Below are 20201 nucleotides of genomic sequence, written 5' to 3'. Positions count from 1 at the left end.
ATAAAACTGGTCTCAAAACTCCTTTCATAGTTTTCTTATTCCATTCCCAATCTAATAATATACTTTTTTTATTCTTTAATGGAAACAAATCAATTCCTTTATGCGATTGAGCCAATTTTCTGTTTTATCTTAAATATAATAAGCCCATTCCATAGAAGGGGCTTATCTTATCGAGCATTTACATGTTAAAAACTAAATGGAAGACTGATAAAGTTCTGTATAAAATAGAAGCCAGCATAAACGGTCTGACCAACCAGAGTCAATCCCAAAACCACCGCTAGAACAAATTTTGTTTGAACCAGAGCCACTTTTCTAGCCGGGTTGCTTCTCGCCATAAATACTTGTTTACACACTTGAATGGCACAAATAATAGACTGTATAAATAGTACAGAGGCTATAAGTATACTAAGATGAAGAACAATCATTTCGTAGTTAACATCAATAGGTAAGAGACTTCCGTAATAGCGGAAAGAGACTGGTAATGCTAATAAAAACGCAAGGGAAAACCCCCAGATGACCCCAAATAGATTACGAATCCACAAAAATAAAGCAAGAACAGTAAGCCCGAAAAATAGATAGATGATCAAATGAAAGTACCCTCTTGATACTAAATAAAATAATCCAATCGCTGCAACCGAAGTACCGGTATAGCCCGCATAGGAGATAAGTGCCTTTTTAATAGAGGAAGTCATGTTCCCGGTTGTCTCTGCTGAACCATCCTGATACAACTGTATTTTATTTTCTCTGCCACCTTCTAAGCAAACACTGATCACCAGATTAACTAAGTTATGAAGATGGGCAAAATAGACCCTTATTATTGGAAGCCTGCTTCCCACTATCGCTACACCCACGTAAATAAGAATTAACGTTGTTATATTCATATTAAATCCTCCTTTCTTTTCCGAATAGCAAGAGAAGCACCCAGCCAATAAGGTGCTCCTCGTACTTGAATTATAATGCGGCCACTTTTTCTTTTCCAGTCTTTAACTTTTCAAGTTCTTTATTGAGTTCTTCATCACTCACATAGTTAGCGTATGCTGCATCAAACTGAGCTAATGGAGCCGTAAACTGATTACCTGCCTGAACCTCTGCTTCCATTAATAAAATCTTTTCTTCGGCACGAGCTACACCTCTAGCAACATCATCAGTATTGAAAGAAATCGTTAATTTTTGAATTTGTTTCATTGACTGAGCCACATTCGCACGTGAAGCTAACAAAATTTTCTTTTGCTGCATTTGGTTATATGTTTCCTTTAGCTGGTCCAATTTTTCTACAAGGATTTGAGTTTGTCCCTTAATGGACTCTAATTGATTTACATATAGTTGTAACTGGTTTTCTTTGCTTAACTTTTCTTGCACCGCTAGTTTTGCCATTGCCTCTTCACCTTGTTCAAGCGCTAGTTTAGCCTGGCGAGTACGCTTTTCTACTAATGATTTAGTATCAGCAATCAGTGATTCATGTTTTTTCTCTACAAAGATTTGTCGAGCTAGGGCGTTTTGACCTTTTGCAATTTCCTTTTCCATTTCTCTAGAATATTCATTTAACATCGCAATCGGATCTTCCATCCCATCTAATAGTCCATTTATTTCCGCCATTGTAATTGTCTTTAATCGTTTAAAAATACCCATTTTTATTCATTCTCCTTTTTTGTTAATAGATTTTTTTCCCATTGATCTAAAATGTTTGCATTTTGGTTTGTTACTGGAATTTGTGAACCTACAAGTGATGTGTCAATAAACTGTTGCAAGGAAGAAGCTTTTGACCTCTTTTTAAACCATCTTACGAATAGAACTAAAACAGCTAGTCCAATAATAAGGAAAAGCCAAGGGAATCCACCTCCATGGTGAGCACCATGCATCATTGGGCCGCCGTCAAATCTGCCGCCATGCTCCATTCTATAATGACCACGCCCTCCATGAGGACCTCTAGCAAATGCGTTTCCACCTCCTAGAAGGAAGTGGAGTGCGTTGATTACCAATACTGTAGAAGCAACGATGACTCCCAAGAAAATACGCTTTTTTACTTTTGTATTCATTTCTTTATCCTCCTTTCGTTACCTGATGTATTGAATATTAATAGAGAATGGTGAAAACTTGGTGAAAAGAAAAAGATTAGAAGTATTTTTTTGAGAGGAATATAAAAAAAGCTAATAACAAGGTAAATAAGGTCAAACGCAAAAAAAGACCCAGAAATCGGAAGTGTTTTTCGCGAAATCTGGATCAGATTCATTTATTTTAGATTATCTCTTAGCTGAGAAATTTTTATCATATTGACTTTTAAATTCAAAAATCTCATCAACAGCCTGCTGATATCCACCCGATTTTTGTAAGGATTCCTTCATTTTTGCCGCAGCATTATGGAAGGATGACTGGTTCAACACATGGTCAGCAGATTCACGCAGCTGATTTACCGTCAGGCCTTGCATTTGTAATTGAATACCTGCGCTTACCCTTTCTACTTGCCCGGCAATGATCGGCTGATCCGCGCTTTGCGGGATTACAATGAGCGGAACCCCGTAATAGAGACCCTCATGGGCACTGTTCATTCCACCATGTGTGATAAATAATTTAGTGTATTTCAGCACTTCTGTTTGTGGAACATAATTTTTGACAATAAAGTTTTTAGGAATCTCCCCCAAATCGGATATTTGAACTTTTTCCCCAATAGACATAACAACAGAATGGTCCGTGTTCCCAAATGCCTTAAAACAAAGCTTATAAAAATCAATCGCTTGATTAAAAACAGTACCCAGTGAAATGTAAATAAGGCTTTTTCCTATTATTGTTGTCGGGGAGAAGTTTTCTTGCGTTAACCGTTGAGAGATGGATGGACCTACAAATTTGTAGGTTTGGTCAAATTCATCCCCGAAAGGTTGAAACTCCCTCGTAGTATAAACAATAGTAAGTGGTGCAGGGTTACAAAAGACTTCATAAGGTGAATTGATTTCCACTCCATATTTTTCTTCCACCCCTGCCGACAGCCTTTGATATTCAGCAAAAGTTTCTGCAGGAATATTTTTAGAAATCTGTTCGAACATGTTCTCGAAGGATATTTTTGTCTCCGCAAAAGAAGTACAAGAACGGATTGCAGGAAGATGAAGGATTTGAGCAATTAAATTACCGCAGCCAAACATCGAATCGTGGATGATATAATCAAATTGCTCACCTTCGATTTGCTCCAGAACACTAGGTATCATGATATCTACCGTATGCAAAAGACCATTGATTCTTTCGAGTACATTATTTCTTCCTCCTGAGATAAAGGCCTTTATAAATTTTTGAGCGTCAATGGTTCTTACCATTGCCCCTGTTTTCTCTATACGCTCACGAAAAACTTCAATTGTAAAGTACACTACCTCTTCTCCACGCGAAATTAGCTCTTGTACAACGCCTATAGTTGGATTAACATGTCCTTCTGATCCAGCATTAATAAATAAAACACGTGCCATTATAACCACTCCCTGATAGATTTTGAAAACGATAACAAATAGATAATTAGAAAAAAACTCCGACCGTTATCGGAGTTTTGGAAACTAAATGAATGTCAGTAACAGTAAGGGGCTTCTTCTAATCATCATGTTCAAGTGTATGGATCCTAATTTGTTTTTAACATATTCTCTATTTTCTTTAACTCATTTTCGATATAAGACTTACTATGGTCAAACCCAATAATGGCTAAAACCTTTCCGTCATGGTCTATTATAGGAGAAAAGCTTGTTTTCCATTCTCCATAAATATCTTCATATAAAGGGGTGACTCCTGCTATTCCATTCATGGCCTCAAATGCTACTTCCATCATTTCAGGCGGGCCATCGTATAAAACTCCAGGTGGAATCACGAAATCCTCATCGGCCACAATCGTCAGCAATTTGTTATGATCGACAGCTTTAAAAATGTAGACCCATTCAATGATTCCTTCTTGTTCTCGTATTTGGGTTAATTTTTTCTGCACCTTTTGAAAAGTTGGATTAGAGGATGAAGCATTATGATTCACTAATTCAGAGATATCTTCTGGATGAATGGCAGCAGATGTAACAATAGCCATTGATCGTAATTGTTTATTTAGATTCTGCTCCAGAATTTTCCTTTTATTTGAAGGAGAGAGAGCTTCCTCTTGGACTTTCTCACGTATTTTTTTATATTTTCTGCTCATTGTAGGTTGACTAATATCGAGTACTTTTGCTGCTAGTTTAACCGATTTATATTTATCCATGGCCATTTTAATCAACTGTTCTTCAATCATATCCACGGCTTCTTCCAGCGGCATAATGTGATTAATAATAGGCGGTTCCTTAATAGTATCCTTTTTCCAAGGGATGCAATGATGAACTAAGCTTGCATTCACGTTCGATTCTCTACTAGTTACAACGATTCGTTCAATTGTATTCTCTAATTGCCGAACATTTCCCGGCCAATCGTAAATACACAATAAATCAATAGCATCTGGTAAAATATTGATGTTTCTATTATATAAGTTATTATACTTTGCTGCGAAATGATATATTAAGTAAGGAATTTCTTCTATTCTTTCTCTTAATGAAGGAATTTCAATTGGGACTACATTTAGACGATAATATAAATCTTCTCTAAATCGTCCCTCTCTGACCATTTTTTCTAAGGATTGATTCGTTGCAGCGATAATCTGGACGTCAATATGAATCGGTTTTGAGCTTCCTAAAGGGGTAACTTCTTTTTCCTGTAAGATGCGGAGTAATTTGACTTGCAAATTCATTGGCATTTCTGCAATTTCATCGAGAAAAATAATCCCTTCATTTGCTAGTTCAAATTTACCGGGAGCACCATTTTTGTTTGCGCCACTAAATGCTCCGCCGACATAACCGAATAATTCACTTTCTAATAAATTTTCCGGAATTGCTCCACAGTTAACAGCAATAAAAGGTTTTGAGTTTCTATTTCCTAATTGATGAATCGTTTTAGCAATCATTTCTTTTCCTACACCAGATTCTCCTAATAAAAGAACGGTTGTTGGAACTTTCGAAACCATTTCAATTGTATTAAGTACATCTTTCATTTTTTGACTACGGACGACGATTGAAGGAGTGTGTTTTGTATCCTCGCCATCGGTAATTTCGGTTGAATCATTTAAATGATCAGAAATACCTTTTAATCCCCATATAATTAATTCTTCACTATGATTATTTGATGTGTACACGGTTATTAGCATATGACTGCCATTCCAAGCCTTTAATTGAAGAGAATGCACCTCTCTATTTAATAATTGTAAAATGGAATCACCAAAGAAAGAAATTTCCTCTAGCTCAGTAAACAATCTTCCTTTAAGTGAGATAGAGTTTGTTGACCAAAAATTTTTCAGTTCTCCACTTCGAAATAAAATCATTCCCTTTACATTGGTTACAATAATTTCATCGTAAATAGATAGAATACTTGATTGATAAGCTTGAAGTAGTTGTTCATTCGATAAAATCATGGACACACCCATAGAACACTTCCTTATATAAAGTTAAAATGATTTGATTTATTTAAAAATTATTCCATATTCAAATAAAAATTTCAAATATGAATTTTTTGAATATAATATTTTCGCTTTTTACCAGCTTTGTAAACTTTGAGAGTCAGTATGGATTTTAATTTTGAATAAAAATTTTATAAATGAAATATTCCGAATATAAAATAAATTAAAAATATAGGAAAAGGGCATAAAATCAACGTTTATATACTTGGCACACTTATTGCAATATCATTTAGTAAATATCAAAGGAGGAGTTTATATGTACGAATCTACTAATCTTGACCTGTTTCCATACCCTTTTCATACCATTAAAGAAGGGACCAACTATCGGTATTCAAATGATTTAAGAAAACTTGAAAAGGATCGAATGAATTGCGTTAAAATTACACCAGAATATGAAAAACAAATCAAAAGAAAAAGAGAACTACTTATTGAACAACCTGAAGTAAGGTTCCAATCCTATCCACATACAATGGAAATGCAATGGGAAGTAGCAGAAATGCTCATGAATATGGCGGTTGATGCCTACCCTGAGCACTTCCAGCTAGAAAAGAACGGCAATCATTGGACTTTTCATAATTTAATCTTAAATGAAACGGAATCTTTCATTTTTGGTGATGCTTCTTGCATCGAGCTTGAACCGCTTGATTTAATTGGCCGTCATTTCACTACTGATTTTGTATTAATGGTGGTGAGAGATGACAATCTTTATTTAGAAGTTGCCCAGGAATCCTATGCAGCCTTATTCTCCCCGCACTGGAATAAAGGGATGTCATTTGACGAAATTCACGGACCTGTACCATTTGTGTCGCGCACAGGGGTACCGCTAGCTGAAAGAGTTCGTAATTTCTTAATCCGTAATGTTTTACCAGGTGAACCATGGACAAGGATTAACTGGAATCTGATGGCAAATCGTTGGGATGTTAACTATGAAACTTTTGATACATGGGGGCCAACACGCTTTTTAGTTAATTCAGAAAACGCTGGTGAACTAGTAAGACTTCGTGTAGAAGAACAATTTTTCTATCGTATGCCAAGAAGTAATGCTGTTTTATTCGTCTTAAATACTCAATTTCTGGCAATGAAAGATTTGCCATTAAGACCAGAATGGCTAAAGCAGACCTACTCGATTTTATCCGATATTCCAAAGCCTATGGCTGATTATAAAGGATTTACACCATTTATTGAACCAACAGTAGAATATTTGAAAAACTTAGTTGAAAAAGTAAGTTTGCAAACTAACTAGGGTCGTAAAGATGGAGGTATGTAAAAGTGGTATACAACAGTCCGGTATTATTCGATCAATCAAAAACCATTGTAGAAAAATTCACTGTAAGACAGGATAGAAGAAAATTACTTATTATTTCTGCAGAACCAAAAGAAGCAGAAAACATCCAATCATTTATTAATGAAATAAATGGGCAAAAAGATTATGAGAGAATTGAATTGAATGATGAACTCCAATTAAAGAACATCAAAGAAATTTTTGATAGGCAAAAAATGGGAACACAACTTTATATTTCAGCTAAATGGGATGATGCCGTTACAATTTTCACAGCGGCAATAGAGGCTGGTTTTTCAGAAGATGAAATTCAACTGCTAATTTCAGGTAAGAGGAGACGTTATGTTTATTGCATAAAATGTTTTCATCTACAAGAAGTTGAGGCAAAGGAAACGGACACCATCTGTCATCATTGCCAAATCAGCTTAGAAATTGGCCCCTTCTACTCGAAAGAGCGAAAAGGATATATTGGATATCCTTACAATCCTGCTTTCGTCCTATCAAAGTAAATATTAAATGAAAAAATAATCACAATGGGAGAGAGGTTTATGAGAGCATTTGGAAATATTGAGGTATACGTAGGAAACATAGTTCAGGAAACAAATTTTGTAAAGCGCTTCCACTTGTACCCGGTTGATCAAGAATCACTTCCCTCGTTTACGGGTGGATCACATATTGCAACCTATGTAAAAAATGGCGATGAATTAATTGAAAGAAATTACTCACTAGTCAGTCATCCAACTGACCGGACTCAATATGCGATTGCCATTCGAAAGGATGACCATTCAAGAGGGGGTTCTGTTTATTGGCATGATGAGATCAAATTGGGTGACCGGTTAGAAATCAGTTGGCCAAAAAACCACTTCCCTCTTGCCTTCCAAGCTGCTAAACATCACGTATTCTATGCAGCGGGAATTGGAATTACTCCATTCATGACCATGATGGAAGATTTAAAAGCGGAAGGTAAATCATTTGAATTACATTATGCTGCAAGAACGAAAGAAGAATGTACGTTTTATGATGATTTGAATGCAAGATATCCTGAAAAATGCCACTTCTATTTCTCAAGAACGGAAAATCCTAAAAAATTGACGCCAGTAACAATGGCTGATCATCGAATTGGATCACATGTGTATTTCTGTGGACCCGTTTCAATGGTAAAAGAATTTAGGGAAGCAGCAGAATTCTTTGGTTATCCTTATCATTCAATTCATTTTGAATTATTTGCCGCGGCGGATGAAGGACCAAAAGATCCGTTTGTTGTAAAATTAGCTAACAGCGGTAAGGAAGTGCTAGTTTCTGAAGAAGAAACGTTACTAGATGCACTATTAAAAGCTGGAGTCGAAGCTCCCTATTCTTGTAAGGTAGGCGGATGTGGAAGCTGCGAAGTACAGGTAGTTGAAGGAGAAGTGGATCACCGAGACCACTTCTACAAAGATGAAGAAAGATGTACAAAGAAAGTTATTCTAACTTGCTGCTCAAGAGCAAAAGTTTCTGACAAAGAGCTTGTTTTAGACCTATAATAGAGCCTATTTTGTAAAAAATTCATAGATATACCCTTTTGTAACTACGCAAAAGCGTACAATATATTAAACTTATAATAATGGAGGCAAAGCTTATGACTACAGCTACTAAGGTTTTAGAATTAAAGATGTATATTAATGGTGAATGGAGACTTTCTAGTAATCCAGATTCCAATAAGGTTATTAATCCGGCAAATGGTGAATTAATTGCAATCGCTCCTAGAGCAACTGTTGAAGAAACAAAAGAAGCCATTAAAGCTGCAAAAAAAACTTTTGAAAGCGGTATCTGGTCTAAGCTAAGTGCGCAGGAACGTGCAGATTACCTCTTGAAAATTGCTGATAAAATTGATGAAAAACACGATGAGCTAGTAGAACTTGAAGTAAAAGATAATGGGAAAATCAAAGCTGAAGCAGATATTGATATAAGTGATGCTGCCTCTTGCTTCCGCTATTATGCTGGTCTCATTAGAACTCCGGATGGACAAACCTATCATGTTGCGGATCCTATGCAGGCAATGGTTGTACGTGAACCAGTCGGGGTTACAGGGTTAATCGTTCCATGGAACTTCCCATTCTTAATGAGCGTTTGGAAATTTGCCCCTGCTTTAGCGGCTGGAAATACGATTGTGTATAAGCCAGCTGAAGTAACTCCTGTAACCGCAACCAAATTGGTTGAAATTATCGAAGAGGCTGGAGTGCCAAAAGGTGTAGTGAATCTGGTATTGGGACAAGGTTCTGTAATTGGTGACGTAATTGCAGCGAGTCATGATGTTGATATGGTTTCATTTACTGGAAGTACTGAGGTAGGAAGAAGTATTATGCGAAGCGCCGCAGGAAATTTGAAAAAAATCTCCCTTGAACTAGGTGGAAAATCACCAAATATTATTTTTGCTGATGCTGATTTTGAAGCTGCCGTTGATAATGCATTAGTGGGTATTTTCTATGGATCTGGCCAAGTATGTTCTGCTGGAAGCCGAATTATTGTGGAAGAAAGCATTTATGACCAGTTCGTTAAAGAGTTTGTAAGACGCGCCCAAAATATCAAAGTAGGACCAGGATTAGAAGAAGGTTCCGAAATGGGTGCAATTGTAAGTTCAGCTCAACTTAATACCATTCTAGAATATATTGAAATCGGTAAAAATGAAGGTGCAACATTAGCTTGCGGTGGAAATCGTCTTACTGAAAATGGTTTAGAAAAAGGATTCTTTGTTGAACCAACCGTATTCATTGATGTAACGCCAGAAATGCGTATCGTAAAAGAAGAAATCTTCGGGCCTGTTGCCGTTATTCAAAAGTTCAGCAATGAAGATGAAGCTATTAAACTTGCAAATGACACGATCTATGGTCTTGCTGGCGGCGTATTCACCTCTGATGGTGCAAAAGCAATGCGTGTAATTAAAGAAGTTCGTGCTGGTATTACTTGGATTAACACTTATGGACCAACCTATAACGAAGCTCCTTGGCACGGGTATAAACAAAGTGGTATTGGTTCAAGCCTTGGAACATTTGGATTAGATGAATTCCAAGAAGTGAAACAAATTAACTTCAATCTTGCTGTAGGACCGACAGGCTGGTTTTCAGACAATAAATAAATAATGTTATAATGAGGGTGATTTAAAAGTCACAATGTTTTGAATCGCCCTCTCCTTTTGCTAAAAATCCCTCGATCCTATGAAGTTACGAATAAATTATGCACTAATAACTATAAAAATAATTATCATTCCATCAACCTTCTACATTCACAACATTAGACTCTTCTAATAATAACGGTTGATGAATCTTGATAGACCATCTATGTAAAAAAAACAATTTCCCTATCTCCCACTATAAATAGCAATATTTAACACATTACTTAGTGGTAATTTTGTGATATAAAACACCTTCCGCTCATCTTAAATATATTTCAAATTTGAATGCAAAATATCAAAATTGAAATTTAATTTTAAGTATAAGAATATTTATAAATCCAATTTACTGAATATTTTTAATAGTCTTGTACTGGCACAGTAATTGCATATAAGAATGTATCTACTATTTAAGGAGGCTCAAATATGCAAGAAAATCTAAATAAAAATACGTCAGAACATCATGATAGTGATGCTGCACAACTGGCATCCCTTGGTTATGAATCTGAATTTCGCCGCGACATGAGTCCGTGGGCAAACTTTTCACTTGGGTTCACTTATCTTTCTCCTGTAGTAGGTGTGTATTCACTATTTGCATACGCACTTGCACAAGGTGGCCCACCAATGATTTGGAGTTTTTTCATCGTTGGGCTCGGACAATTACTAGTCGCACTTGTCTTCAGTGAGATTGTAGCGCAATATCCTGTTGCAGGGGGAGTTTATCCTTGGGCACGAAGATTATGGGGACGCAAGTGGGCGTGGATGACTGGCTGGGTTTACCTAATGGCTTTGCTTGTGACGATTGCCAGTGTTGCATATGGAGCTGGACCTTATCTATCACAAGTCATAGGTTTTGAACCATCGGTGAACTCCACGATTCTATGTGCATTAGTTCTTCTTGCACTTTCGACTATCATTAATTTTCTTGGAACAAGGGTTCTCGCAGCTGCAGCAGTTATTGGTTTTGCAGCTGAGCTAATCGGTGCGCTTGTAGTTGGTTTTTGGTTACTTTTCACACAAAGGGTTCACGGTCTTGATGTGCTTTTCGATTCTTTTGGTGCTCAAGGTAGTCATAGCTATATGTATGCATTTGCAGCAGCTGGATTAATTGGAATTTTTCAATATTATGGGTTCGAAGCTTGTGGTGATGTTGCAGAAGAAGTACCAAATCCAGGTGTTCTGATCCCAAAGGCAATGCGTCGGACGATTTACATTGGCGGTGCTGCAGCAACTTTTGTTTGCCTTGCTTTAGTACTTTCAGTTGCTGATATCCCAGCCGTTATCGCTGGTAAGGACGTAACCCCTGTTGATACATTACTAAACGCAGCATTTGGTGCTGTTGGCGCCAAGATTGTACTGGGTGTTGTTTTAATTTCTTTCCTTTCCTGTGTAATGAGTTTACAGGCGGCAGCAAGCAGGCTTGCCTATTCGTATGGACGTGATGACATGATTATCGGAAGCCGTTTGCTAAAGAAGTTTTCGGCTGCTCGTCACATTCCACCCTACTCGCTGCTTCTTGCCGCTATTGTCCCAGCCCTCATTGTGCTTGGATCAAAAGTCTCTACAGATGCGCTTACAAAGGTCATCAGTTTTGCGGCATTTGGCATTTATCTTGGTTTCCAAATGGTTGTCTTTGCTGCACTTCGAGCTAGACTAAAAGGATGGAAGCCAAGTGGTAAGTATCAATTGGGCAAATGGGGAATGCCGATTAATATTGGTGCGCTTGTCTACGGAATCATTGCAATGATCAACATGTGTTGGCCAAGAACACCAGATGCCCCTTGGTATGATAACTATATCGTGCTGCTTTCAGGAGTCATAGTTGTTGGTATTGGCTTAGTGTATATGGTGATTCATCGCAGCTACGGACATAGCGATGTGCCATATGATGTTGCGATACCGAAAAAAAATAAGCTTGATAACGTGTCTATTAGTCTTGACGCGCCGGCTGATTCGGCAAATCAGTAATTTAATAGACGGAACCTTAGGAATGTGTCTAAAAGTAAAGCCGCCACGAATGGCGGCTTTATTTTTAATGTTGGACTTGCTTTTGTTGTTCCATTACCTTTTTATGTGAAGGAAGGAAGAAACTAACTAATAGGTTTGCAATCGCGATAAAAAATACAAGAATAAACACAAGGTGAAGGCCATGTGCAAGAGCCTCTTGAATCATCGTAACGATGTTAGCGGGCAGTTTATTGATTGTTTCAGAATTTAAGGCATTACTAATATTGCCTCCTCCGCCCCATGGTCCATTCGAATGTTCCTTACCAAATTGAATGAGTGAGTTATTAAAAATGGTTCCAAAGACTGCAATTCCAACCGTTTGTCCTATTGAACGTGTAAATGAGTTTGTAGCAGTTGCCGCTCCCCGCATTTGCCAGCCAACCGCGGATTGAACAAGAACGGTTGTTGGGGTTGTGGCATAACCCATTCCAAGACCAATGACAACCATAATTCCGACAAAATACCAATAAGGTGAGCCAAGTTCCACAGCTAGCAACCATGTTCCCCCAAGGGCAATCAAAATTGCTCCAAGGACTGCGGTTAACTTTGAGCCAATTTTATACATATAACGTCCTGCAAAAGTGGCACCTAAAGGCCATGCAATCGACATTGGCATTAATGTAAGCCCTGAGCTTGTAGCGCTGTGGCCAAGAATCGTCTGGATCCACATTGGCAAATAAACATTAACCCCTATTAATACAGCACTTGCCAGAAAACCAATGAAGTTTGAAACAAAGATCACTGGAATCCGGAATAACGATGGCGGAAGCATCGGTTCCTTCACCTTAGTTTCAATAAAGCCAAAGAGGACAATAAAGATTACCGCAACCGCAAACAATGAATAAATTGCTGTCGAATTCCATGCATATTTCTGACCCGGACCAGCATTTAGAAGCGCGTATAAAAGGGTTGAAATCCCAATTGTAAAGGTAATCGCTCCAAGATAATCGATTTTTGGGGCCTTTTTCAATTCAACTGTTTCATGGAAGAAGACAGTGATTAATACCAATGAGACTAAACCAACCGGCAAATTAATGTAGAATATCCAGCGCCAGCTGATTTGATCCACAAAGAAGCCGCCTACCAAGGGACCAAGAAGACCGGCTATTCCCCAAACCGAACTAAACACTCCTTGCATTTTTGCACGCTGTTCACCAGGGTAGAGATCACCGATAATCGTAAAGGTTAACGGCATCACCGCACCAGCTCCAATTCCTTGAAAAGCACGGAACCAGATTAACTGGGTCATCGTATGAGCAGCACCTGACAACATCGAGCCTGCCACAAACAAAATAACCCCGGTAATAAAAATTTTCTTACGGCCAAATAAATCAGCTAATTTTCCGTAAATCGGAGTCGTTACAGAAGTGGTAAGCGTATAGATGGCAAATACCCAGCTGATTAATTTTAGCCCGCTAAGGTCACTGACAATCCGCGGCATTGCAGTACTAACTACCGTGACATCAATAGCGACTAAAAGAATGGCAACCAGCATCGCGGCAGTTACCATTTTACGATTCGTCGTTTTTTTGGACATGTTTCTTATCTCCTTTAAGGATTTGTCAAATGATTGCTAAATTATTTTAGTTTATCCATGCTTTTTAGTCAACAACTTGACTAAAATAATCAACTATTTTAAGATAGTCAATAAATTACGAAAATGATTTTGCTAGCTATCACGGAGGTTTAAATGGAAGATTTAAAAACAAACATTACATTAGATTTCTTGAGGATATCCAATCTATTAAGCAGATATGGCTCAAAAATAGTTGCAGATGTTGGCTTAAACAGCATACAGCAATGGGTGATTCTGAGAACAATCATTAATAGAGGAGATATTTCAATTGGTGAACTAAAAGAAGAATTGCTAGTTACGAAACAAAATATGACAGGGATGATCAATCGTCTTCAAAAATCAAATTTGGTTACACTATTTCAAGATTCCGAAGATAAACGACGAACGCGTGTAAAAATAACAGATGAAGGTCATCGAGTTTATGAGCAATTGAAATCTTTAAGAAATGATTTTAATGCCAAGACGTATCATATTTATAATGACCAAGAAATATTGGTTTTGAGCGATTTACTTAACAGGCTTATTGGACATCTGAAAGAGGAATGATTTTTTAATTATAGTCAAAAAGCATGAAAGGCAACCCCTAAAAAGGTTAGTTGCCTTTCTCTTTTGTCATTCCCGTGGCATTCATTATCTTATCCTCTTAAGCTTGTTTGTAAATATAACACTAGTTCAGTGCGATTGTTGAGCTCGAACTTGTCAAGAATGCGAGAAATATAGTTTTTTACTGTACCTTCCGTTAAAAACAGCGCACTCCCGATTTGCTTATTGCTTTTTCCTTGCATAATCAGTTCCACGACTTCGATTTCCCTTGGTGTCAACATATTGACCAATTGTTCTTTTATCTTATTTTCATTAATAGATGTCTGATCCATGGAATTTAGCACTTTGGAGATTTTTGAGCTGACTTGTGAATGAAGCAGCATATTGCCTTCACAGGCCGCCTTGATCGCTTTAATGATTTCTTTAGAATTTGAGTCTTTGAGAATATAACCGTCTGCGCCAAATTTAAGTCCGTTGAATATATACTCATCTTCATTAAAGGTTGTCAGAATAATTACTTTTACACTCGGATAGGTTTCTTTCACGATTTTTAATGTCTCTATGCCGTCCATTACTGGCATTCGTATATCCATTAGAATGACATCAGGCAACATGTTTTTCAGAATCTCAAGCAATCGCTCTCCATTTCCGGCTTCCCCGACAATTTCTACTTCTTCATGCAGGCTCAAAATCATCCTCAGCCCTTCTCTTACCATTTCCTGGTCATCGACAATCATAATCTTTGTCATGTGCGCCTTCACCCTCTTTATGACATTTGTTATTTTTTAAGCTGGTATTTCAGCCGTCAGTTTAAACCCGTATCCTTTTTCCGAAGAGAAACTTACCTTCCCATTCATTAAAGCAATTCGTTCTTCAATTCCTTTTAGACCATGTGATTTTTTGATATGACCGCAGCCTTGGCCATTGTCTTCCACAACGACTCGTATTACTTCACCGCTTCTCTTGATATCAATTTGGAACTGCTGTGCTTTGCCGTGCTTTAATCCGTTGGTCACCGCTTCACGTACTGAAGTATAAATACAATTTTTCATATCCTGCTGGCCCAATTCAACCTCTTTATCAAAATTAAGTGTGAACTTTAACTTGCCTGTGGTTTCCAGGCTTTCAATCATATCGTTCAATAATTCCTCCAGCTCAATTTGGCTGTTTATCGATTGATCCTTTAATACAGCAACAGCCTTCCGAAGCTCCTTTATGGATTTTTTGGAAAAATCATGGGCTTTCGAAATGGCCGCCCCTGCTTTTTGCGGATTGACCTCAATCATATTTTCGGCAAATTCCAAGTGCATACGAAGTGCAATAAGGGAATGTCCAATGGAATCATGCATCTCTTGTGCAATTCTTGTTCGCTCCTTAACAATGGTGATTTCTTTCAATTTGGCATGTGCCTCCACCAATTCAGCACTTAATAGTTGGCCTTTCTCTCTCTCCAAACTGATGGCCCTAAACAAATAAACCAATAGCAACATGGCAAGGTAGGGAATTAACGATGTTTGAACATCCGCCTTCACAATGACCGTTCCAGCTAAAAAAACAATAAAATGGAAGGCAATAATCCCCTTTTGAATTGACTGACCGGACAAAAAGATTTCTGCGAGGGGAAATACATAATAAATACCCGTTAACGGACTATCAAACAACACCATAAAAATGCCGATCACCGCAATATTCACTACCAGTGACACCTTATAAAGAATTGGATACCCCTCTAATAAGCGATAGCGGTTTCTGAAAAAATCATTTGCTTGCAGCAACAAAATAACCGTGACCCATACAGCTTTCATTTCGATTGAAAGGCTTTCTCTAGTGACAATTTCATACAAAATCGAGAAGACAATCACTGCTTTAAAGGCCCAAACCATTTTTCCAGACTTACTGTTAAGCATATATCTCTCCTCCAAAAGCCATATATATAAAGATATTATACTATTACATTTGTTGGAAAGAACATAATCCATCGTCATATCAAAATGATGACTAAAGTCATATAGCAATTGTTGACGAAGGTGACTACTTGGAGAATGTCAGGGACCTTATAATCAAGGTGTGATAACGAAAACAAAAATTCATTACAAATAAACTTATTTAAAAAGGAGAATCGGAAATGAACGGAATAGCAATGTATGGAATCATGGTTGTGATTATGGGATTGGTTTTTTGGAGTAGAACAAGGGCGATGGTTCGTCCGATTCAAGGGTCAGGGATCAGGATATTACTTCCGGTGCTTTATATACTTCCGGGGCTTTATGCATTATCAACTCTTCCATTGCAATTGAAAATATCAGAAATGGCCGTTGCATCTTTCATTGGGTTATTGCTTGCGGTACCCCTTATGTTGACGACCAATTATGAAATTCGTCAGGACGGCAAAATTTATGTACAAAAAAATAAAACCTTTTTCATCGCATTGGTTGCAGTTGTGGCGATTCGAATCATATTAAGGCAGTTTATATCGGGCTTGGATCCAGCAAGTTTAACTATGCTTTTCTTAACAGTAGCTTTCAGCTATATTGTACCTTGGAGAATGGTTTCCTTTGTTAAATTTAGAAAAGCAAAACTGGCACAAGCCCTTGGTAAAGAGATTTTACCTATTAATTAAAAGAGATTGTTTATATTAATTTCGTTTTAGTACCTGATTAAAGTGGAATTATTTAAAAGTAAAGGAGACCATCTAAAAGACGGCTTTGAGATGGTCTCCTTTATCAGAAATTTTTATGGTTCAGGCTTCATTTTTCCTAAAAGTGCCACCCGAACCGTCCTCTCTGGCACTCCCGGTCAGAATTAAATTTTATATTCACTCTTTATAAACTTTTCCAATGCTGGCAGTGAGCGTTCCACTTTTTCTGTGTCGATGCAATAGGCCATTCGGAAATAGCCCGGACATCCGAAACTATCGCCCGGAACCAGAATCAAATCATATTTTAATGCCTTCTGACAGAATACTTTAGCATCTTCCTCAAGCGCCTTTGGGAAAATATAGAATGTCCCGCCTGGTTTCACACAGGTAATTCCCAATTCTACTAATTTGTTATAAATCAAGTTCATATTTGTTTCATAAACAGACATATCACTCGTTAAATCCACAACTTCCGAAACAGCAAGTTGAATAATGGAAGGCGGGCAGTTATGTCCTATGCCCCTTGAAATCTGTCCGCACATACTGACAATCAGGTCAGAATCTATGCAGGCAGGATTTACCGCAATATAGCCAATCCGTTCCCCCGGCAGTGAAAGGGATTTAGAATAGGAGTAACAGGATAGTGTGTTGTCATAATAGTTTGACACATAAGGAGCTTCTACCCCTTCAAATACAATCTCCCGGTATGGTTCATCAGAGATAATAAAAATTTCATGTCCGTATTCTTGTTCCTTTTTGCGAAGAAGATCTGTTAATTTTTGAATGGTTGCCGTTGAATAGATCACTCCCGATGGATTGTTTGGAGAGTTAATCAAAACGGCAGATACTTTCTCCGTCAGCATTTCTTCGAACAAAGTAAAGTTTATCTGAAAATCTTCTGAATTGGGAGGAACTACTTTCAGTACCGCACCTGTTATATCTATATATGGATGGTATTCAGGGAAAAATGGTGCAAATGTCAGTACTTCGTCCCCAGGTTGTGTTACGCAGCGTACTGCATGGGCAATTGCGCCAGCCGCACCACTTGTCATAAAAATATGATTTTCCGTGTAATTCATATGAAACCGGCAATTCAATGATTGGGCTATTTTTTTTCTGACAGAGGGAATTCCTAAACTAGGACTATAGCCGTGAAGCTCTGCAGGACTTTTACTGTTCAACAAATCCATCATCGTCTGCGTAAATTCTTTCGGAACGGGGACAGATGGATTTCCCAAACTGTAATCAAATACATTCTCATAACCTATTTCCTCACCGCGGGCTGCGGCAAATTCAGCTAGTTCTCTAATAATAGATTTACCTTTTAACATATTCTTGTATTGTTCTGAAATCATTCTTCTCCTCCTAGTCTGTTAAGCCTTTTTCATATAGTTATTTTAATCCCTAAATTAACTTTATGACCAGAATTTCAATATTTCAAGAACTTATCCAAAATACTTTTGTAAAGGTCCTAACAAAAGCAAAAAAGACCCTCTCAGGAAGCAATCTGCTTTTGAGTTGGTCTCTGTGTGCCAATAGAATCCCCGTGGCATCGGTCGCTTCTTATTGAACTTTTTCCAAGTGACGGACAATTTGCCCATAATGCCCCAAAACATGCTGAACAATTAAGTGGTCGACTAAAAATGATAACGGTTTTCCGTCAAAGTTTGGATTATAACTTGGAGCTGTTTTCACTAGATCCTCTTCTTTAACTTTTAAAAGTGCTTCTTCTACTTTAGGGACTAAGTTTTGCAATGCATTTATGGCATCATCTTTATTTATACGTGATACAATCTCTTCATTTACTGCAGCTAAACGACGCACATGTTCATGATTACGTCCCCATTTTGCCCCTGGAACCACCAACAGTGCTTCCAAATCTACAACCCAAAAATCTACAGCTTCTAAAATATGAGAAACAATTTGCATGGCTGACCATTCATTTTCAGAAGGTTTCACATAAAGTGTCGCCTCTTCCGTATTTTTCAATATTGCTACAATATCCTCAATACCCTTTTTAAACAATTCCAATTTTTCATTCAGTACCGCTGTTTTCATAGAATATGTCCTCCCTCAATTAGGTAAAAAAACGTCCAGAATATCTGTGCAAAGAAAATGCGCTAGAGTTAGCTCTAACGCGTTTTTCTTTGCGAAAAGTTGTAAATTAGCTATCTACACGCTGATAATTCTTATTGAAATAGCCATATAGGAAATCAACATTGTGGTAATCAGTTGGTTTGTGCTGCTCGAAAAGACGGTCACGAAGCAGGGTGATAAGCGGATCCACTGCGTGAATCGTTTCGCCCCATTTTCGAGCCGATCTTTGAACCATTGAAGCACGTGGAATTCGAACTTCCTGGTATGTTTTAAAGGCTTCTTCGTAGGAATTATGTCTTTTTAGTTCTTCTCCCAACACGAACGCATCTTCAAGTGCTTGAACGCCGCCTTGAGCTAAATATTGAAGCATGGCATGACCAGAATCACCTAATAATGTAATTTTGCCTTTTGTCCAATTTTCGATTGGCTCACGGTCATACATTTGCCAGCGGAATTGGCGGTTAATGTAATTTAATGCATTTTGCACTTTTGGATGACTATTTTCAAAACGACGTGCCATTTCTTCTGGTGTTCCCCAGTCTTCCACTGTAGCATCATAAGATTTAAATACTACTACCTGATTATAAAGCTCACCACGGCGAACTGGGTATTGTACCATGTGAAGGTTTGGTCCAATCCACATGATTACATCATCTAAGTCTAAGTTTGTGCCATGAGCTATTTCTTCAATTGGAATAGCCCCACGGTAAGCTACATACGCTGAGTTTACTGGTTCATCATCAATAAAAAGTTTGCGAAGCTTAGATTTTACCCCATCCGCACCAATAACTGCCTCTGCACTAAACGTTTCACCATTTTGGTTGACAATAGTTACTGTATCACCATTTTGTTCCGCAGTTTGAATACATTGGTTTGTAAAGAATTGGATATTACCGCGTTTTTGACATGCTTCATAAAGGACTCTGTGCAAGTCAGAGCGATGCAATACGATATAGGGTTGGCCGTATTCTTTTTGGAAAGCTTCCCCTAAGTCTAGAGTTGCTAATTCTTTTGCAGTATACACATCTTTAAGGACAAGACGTTTTGGGAACACCGCATATTTCACAATTTCTTCCTTTACACCCAGCCGGTCTAAAACTTCTAACGCGTTTGGTGCCAACTGAATCCCTGCACCTATTTCCCCAAATTCAGGTGCCTGCTCAAAAATTGCGATTGATTTACCAGTTTCCTGGATTGATAGAGCTGCAGCTAAACCACCGATTCCTCCACCGACGATAATAATATCGCTTACATTAGTCATTGAAAATTACCTCCAATTAAATTATTATTTTCTATAAATAGAGAACAGTGTTCCTGATAAGTAAACTTTATATCATTTTTCACTATTTCGTCAATACAAATGTTGAAAAATTTAGAAACTTCTAATCTCTTCTTATATTAAAATCTAATCATCTGAGT

18 protein-coding genes are annotated in these 20201 nt (G+C 37.7%); 7 read left to right on the top strand and 11 right to left on the bottom strand.

Translation table 11 applies throughout. The features are described from left to right. Positions 1–185: 185 nt before the first annotated feature. The 5 genes from ACFQZ9_RS23030 to ACFQZ9_RS23010 all read right to left on the bottom strand — a co-directional run bounded on the left by ACFQZ9_RS23030 (position 186) and on the right by ACFQZ9_RS23010 (position 5461). Positions 186–881, bottom strand: coding sequence for a zinc metalloprotease (locus tag ACFQZ9_RS23030; RefSeq protein ID WP_498945637.1), 696 nt, complete (start codon positions 879–881; stop codon positions 186–188). 70 nt (positions 882–951) lie between these two features. Next, complete coding sequence (locus ACFQZ9_RS23025; RefSeq protein WP_498945636.1) at positions 952–1629, bottom strand: PspA/IM30 family protein; 678 nt, start codon at positions 1627–1629, stop codon at positions 952–954. A gap of 2 nt (positions 1630–1631) precedes the next feature. After that, positions 1632–2036, bottom strand: coding sequence for a hypothetical protein (locus ACFQZ9_RS23020; protein WP_498945635.1), 405 nt, complete (start codon positions 2034–2036; stop codon positions 1632–1634). Positions 2037–2240: 204 nt separating this feature from the next. Next, on the bottom strand, positions 2241–3449 hold the full coding sequence (locus ACFQZ9_RS23015; protein ID WP_498945634.1) for a glycosyltransferase: 1209 nt from the start codon (positions 3447–3449) through the stop codon (positions 2241–2243). 146 nt (positions 3450–3595) lie between these two features. Beyond that, entirely contained in the window at positions 3596–5461 is a 1866-nt protein-coding gene (locus tag ACFQZ9_RS23010) for a sigma-54 interaction domain-containing protein (RefSeq protein WP_498945633.1), read from the bottom strand. A gap of 289 nt (positions 5462–5750) precedes the next feature. Here ACFQZ9_RS23010 and ACFQZ9_RS23005 point away from each other — a divergent pair, with 289 nt between their 5' ends. The 5 genes from ACFQZ9_RS23005 (at position 5751) to ACFQZ9_RS22985 (ending at position 11889) form a co-directional block, all read left to right on the top strand. Next, positions 5751–6737, top strand: coding sequence for a heme-dependent oxidative N-demethylase family protein (locus ACFQZ9_RS23005; RefSeq protein ID WP_498945631.1), 987 nt, complete (start codon positions 5751–5753; stop codon positions 6735–6737). Between the two features lie 26 nt (positions 6738–6763). Beyond that, positions 6764–7282: an LIM domain-containing protein gene (locus ACFQZ9_RS23000; RefSeq protein ID WP_498945629.1), complete on the top strand. Its 519-nt coding sequence runs from the start codon at positions 6764–6766 to the stop codon at positions 7280–7282. Between the two features lie 39 nt (positions 7283–7321). Further along, positions 7322–8296, top strand: a complete 975-nt coding sequence (locus ACFQZ9_RS22995) for a PDR/VanB family oxidoreductase (RefSeq protein ID WP_498945628.1) — start codon at positions 7322–7324, stop codon at positions 8294–8296. Between the two features lie 95 nt (positions 8297–8391). Next, positions 8392–9888, top strand: a complete 1497-nt coding sequence (locus ACFQZ9_RS22990; protein ID WP_498945627.1) for an aldehyde dehydrogenase family protein — start codon at positions 8392–8394, stop codon at positions 9886–9888. Between the two features lie 459 nt (positions 9889–10347). Beyond that, positions 10348–11889, top strand: a complete 1542-nt coding sequence (locus tag ACFQZ9_RS22985) for an APC family permease (protein ID WP_498945626.1) — start codon at positions 10348–10350, stop codon at positions 11887–11889. A gap of 64 nt (positions 11890–11953) precedes the next feature. Here the strand turns inward: ACFQZ9_RS22985 and ACFQZ9_RS22980 are convergent, their stop codons facing one another. Continuing rightward, positions 11954–13465, bottom strand: a complete 1512-nt coding sequence (locus ACFQZ9_RS22980) for an MDR family MFS transporter (protein ID WP_498945624.1) — start codon at positions 13463–13465, stop codon at positions 11954–11956. Positions 13466–13618: 153 nt separating this feature from the next. Between ACFQZ9_RS22980 and ACFQZ9_RS22975 the strand changes: the two genes are divergently transcribed. Continuing rightward, positions 13619–14050, top strand: a complete 432-nt coding sequence (locus ACFQZ9_RS22975) for a MarR family winged helix-turn-helix transcriptional regulator (protein WP_498945623.1) — start codon at positions 13619–13621, stop codon at positions 14048–14050. Between the two features lie 89 nt (positions 14051–14139). On the opposite strand, the gene ACFQZ9_RS22970 is transcribed toward ACFQZ9_RS22975, so the two are convergent. Beyond that, positions 14140–14796, bottom strand: coding sequence for a response regulator transcription factor (locus ACFQZ9_RS22970; RefSeq protein WP_498945622.1), 657 nt, complete (start codon positions 14794–14796; stop codon positions 14140–14142). A 36-nt stretch (positions 14797–14832) separates the two neighbouring features. Then, complete coding sequence (locus tag ACFQZ9_RS22965) at positions 14833–15954, bottom strand: sensor histidine kinase (protein ID WP_498945620.1); 1122 nt, start codon at positions 15952–15954, stop codon at positions 14833–14835. Between the two features lie 218 nt (positions 15955–16172). Between ACFQZ9_RS22965 and ACFQZ9_RS22960 the strand changes: the two genes are divergently transcribed. Next, entirely contained in the window at positions 16173–16667 is a 495-nt protein-coding gene (locus ACFQZ9_RS22960; protein ID WP_498945618.1) for a cytochrome c biogenesis protein CcdC, read from the top strand. 182 nt (positions 16668–16849) lie between these two features. Here ACFQZ9_RS22960 and ACFQZ9_RS22955 read toward each other — a convergent pair whose 3' ends face one another. The 3 genes from ACFQZ9_RS22955 to ACFQZ9_RS22945 all read right to left on the bottom strand — a co-directional run bounded on the left by ACFQZ9_RS22955 (position 16850) and on the right by ACFQZ9_RS22945 (position 20043). After that, complete coding sequence (locus ACFQZ9_RS22955) at positions 16850–18040, bottom strand: pyridoxal phosphate-dependent aminotransferase (protein WP_498945616.1); 1191 nt, start codon at positions 18038–18040, stop codon at positions 16850–16852. A gap of 208 nt (positions 18041–18248) precedes the next feature. Then, positions 18249–18743: a DinB family protein gene (locus tag ACFQZ9_RS22950; RefSeq protein ID WP_498945615.1), complete on the bottom strand. Its 495-nt coding sequence runs from the start codon at positions 18741–18743 to the stop codon at positions 18249–18251. Positions 18744–18849: 106 nt separating this feature from the next. Then, positions 18850–20043 (bottom strand): FAD-dependent monooxygenase, encoded by a 1194-nt coding sequence (locus ACFQZ9_RS22945; RefSeq protein WP_498945613.1) that lies wholly within the window; start codon positions 20041–20043, stop codon positions 18850–18852. Positions 20044–20201: the final 158 nt, after the last annotated feature.

Origin of the sequence: Neobacillus sp. GCM10027624, assembly GCF_042675345.1 — a bacterium.
Lineage (GTDB): Bacteria > Bacillota > Bacilli > Bacillales > Cytobacillaceae > Neobacillus > Neobacillus cucumis_D.
The sequence above is the reverse complement of the archived record's forward strand: the minus strand, read 5'-3'. Positions and strand labels throughout refer to the sequence as shown.

Excerpts from the sequence above, each read along its gene's own strand:
- ACFQZ9_RS22980 (WP_498945624.1), bottom strand. The coding sequence starts at position 13,465 with ATGTCCAAAAAAACGACGAATCGTAAAATGGTAACTGCCGCGATGCTG.
- ACFQZ9_RS23020 (WP_498945635.1), bottom strand. The coding sequence starts at position 2,036 with ATGAATACAAAAGTAAAAAAGCGTATTTTCTTGGGAGTCATCGTTGCT.
- ACFQZ9_RS22945 (WP_498945613.1), bottom strand. The coding sequence starts at position 20,043 with ATGACTAATGTAAGCGATATTATTATCGTCGGTGGAGGAATCGGTGGT.
- ACFQZ9_RS23010 (WP_498945633.1), bottom strand. The coding sequence starts at position 5,461 with ATGGGTGTGTCCATGATTTTATCGAATGAACAACTACTTCAAGCTTAT.
- ACFQZ9_RS23025 (WP_498945636.1), bottom strand. The coding sequence starts at position 1,629 with ATGGGTATTTTTAAACGATTAAAGACAATTACAATGGCGGAAATAAAT.
- ACFQZ9_RS22975 (WP_498945623.1), top strand. The coding sequence starts at position 13,619 with ATGGAAGATTTAAAAACAAACATTACATTAGATTTCTTGAGGATATCC.
- ACFQZ9_RS22995 (WP_498945628.1), top strand. The coding sequence starts at position 7,322 with ATGAGAGCATTTGGAAATATTGAGGTATACGTAGGAAACATAGTTCAG.
- ACFQZ9_RS22960 (WP_498945618.1), top strand. The coding sequence starts at position 16,173 with ATGAACGGAATAGCAATGTATGGAATCATGGTTGTGATTATGGGATTG.
- ACFQZ9_RS23005 (WP_498945631.1), top strand. The coding sequence starts at position 5,751 with ATGTACGAATCTACTAATCTTGACCTGTTTCCATACCCTTTTCATACC.
- ACFQZ9_RS22985 (WP_498945626.1), top strand. The coding sequence starts at position 10,348 with ATGCAAGAAAATCTAAATAAAAATACGTCAGAACATCATGATAGTGAT.
- ACFQZ9_RS22950 (WP_498945615.1), bottom strand. The coding sequence starts at position 18,743 with ATGAAAACAGCGGTACTGAATGAAAAATTGGAATTGTTTAAAAAGGGT.
- ACFQZ9_RS23030 (WP_498945637.1), bottom strand. The coding sequence starts at position 881 with ATGAATATAACAACGTTAATTCTTATTTACGTGGGTGTAGCGATAGTG.
- ACFQZ9_RS23015 (WP_498945634.1), bottom strand. The coding sequence starts at position 3,449 with ATGGCACGTGTTTTATTTATTAATGCTGGATCAGAAGGACATGTTAAT.
- ACFQZ9_RS22990 (WP_498945627.1), top strand. The coding sequence starts at position 8,392 with ATGACTACAGCTACTAAGGTTTTAGAATTAAAGATGTATATTAATGGT.
- ACFQZ9_RS22965 (WP_498945620.1), bottom strand. The coding sequence starts at position 15,954 with ATGCTTAACAGTAAGTCTGGAAAAATGGTTTGGGCCTTTAAAGCAGTG.
- ACFQZ9_RS22955 (WP_498945616.1), bottom strand. The coding sequence starts at position 18,040 with ATGATTTCAGAACAATACAAGAATATGTTAAAAGGTAAATCTATTATT.
- ACFQZ9_RS22970 (WP_498945622.1), bottom strand. The coding sequence starts at position 14,796 with ATGACAAAGATTATGATTGTCGATGACCAGGAAATGGTAAGAGAAGGG.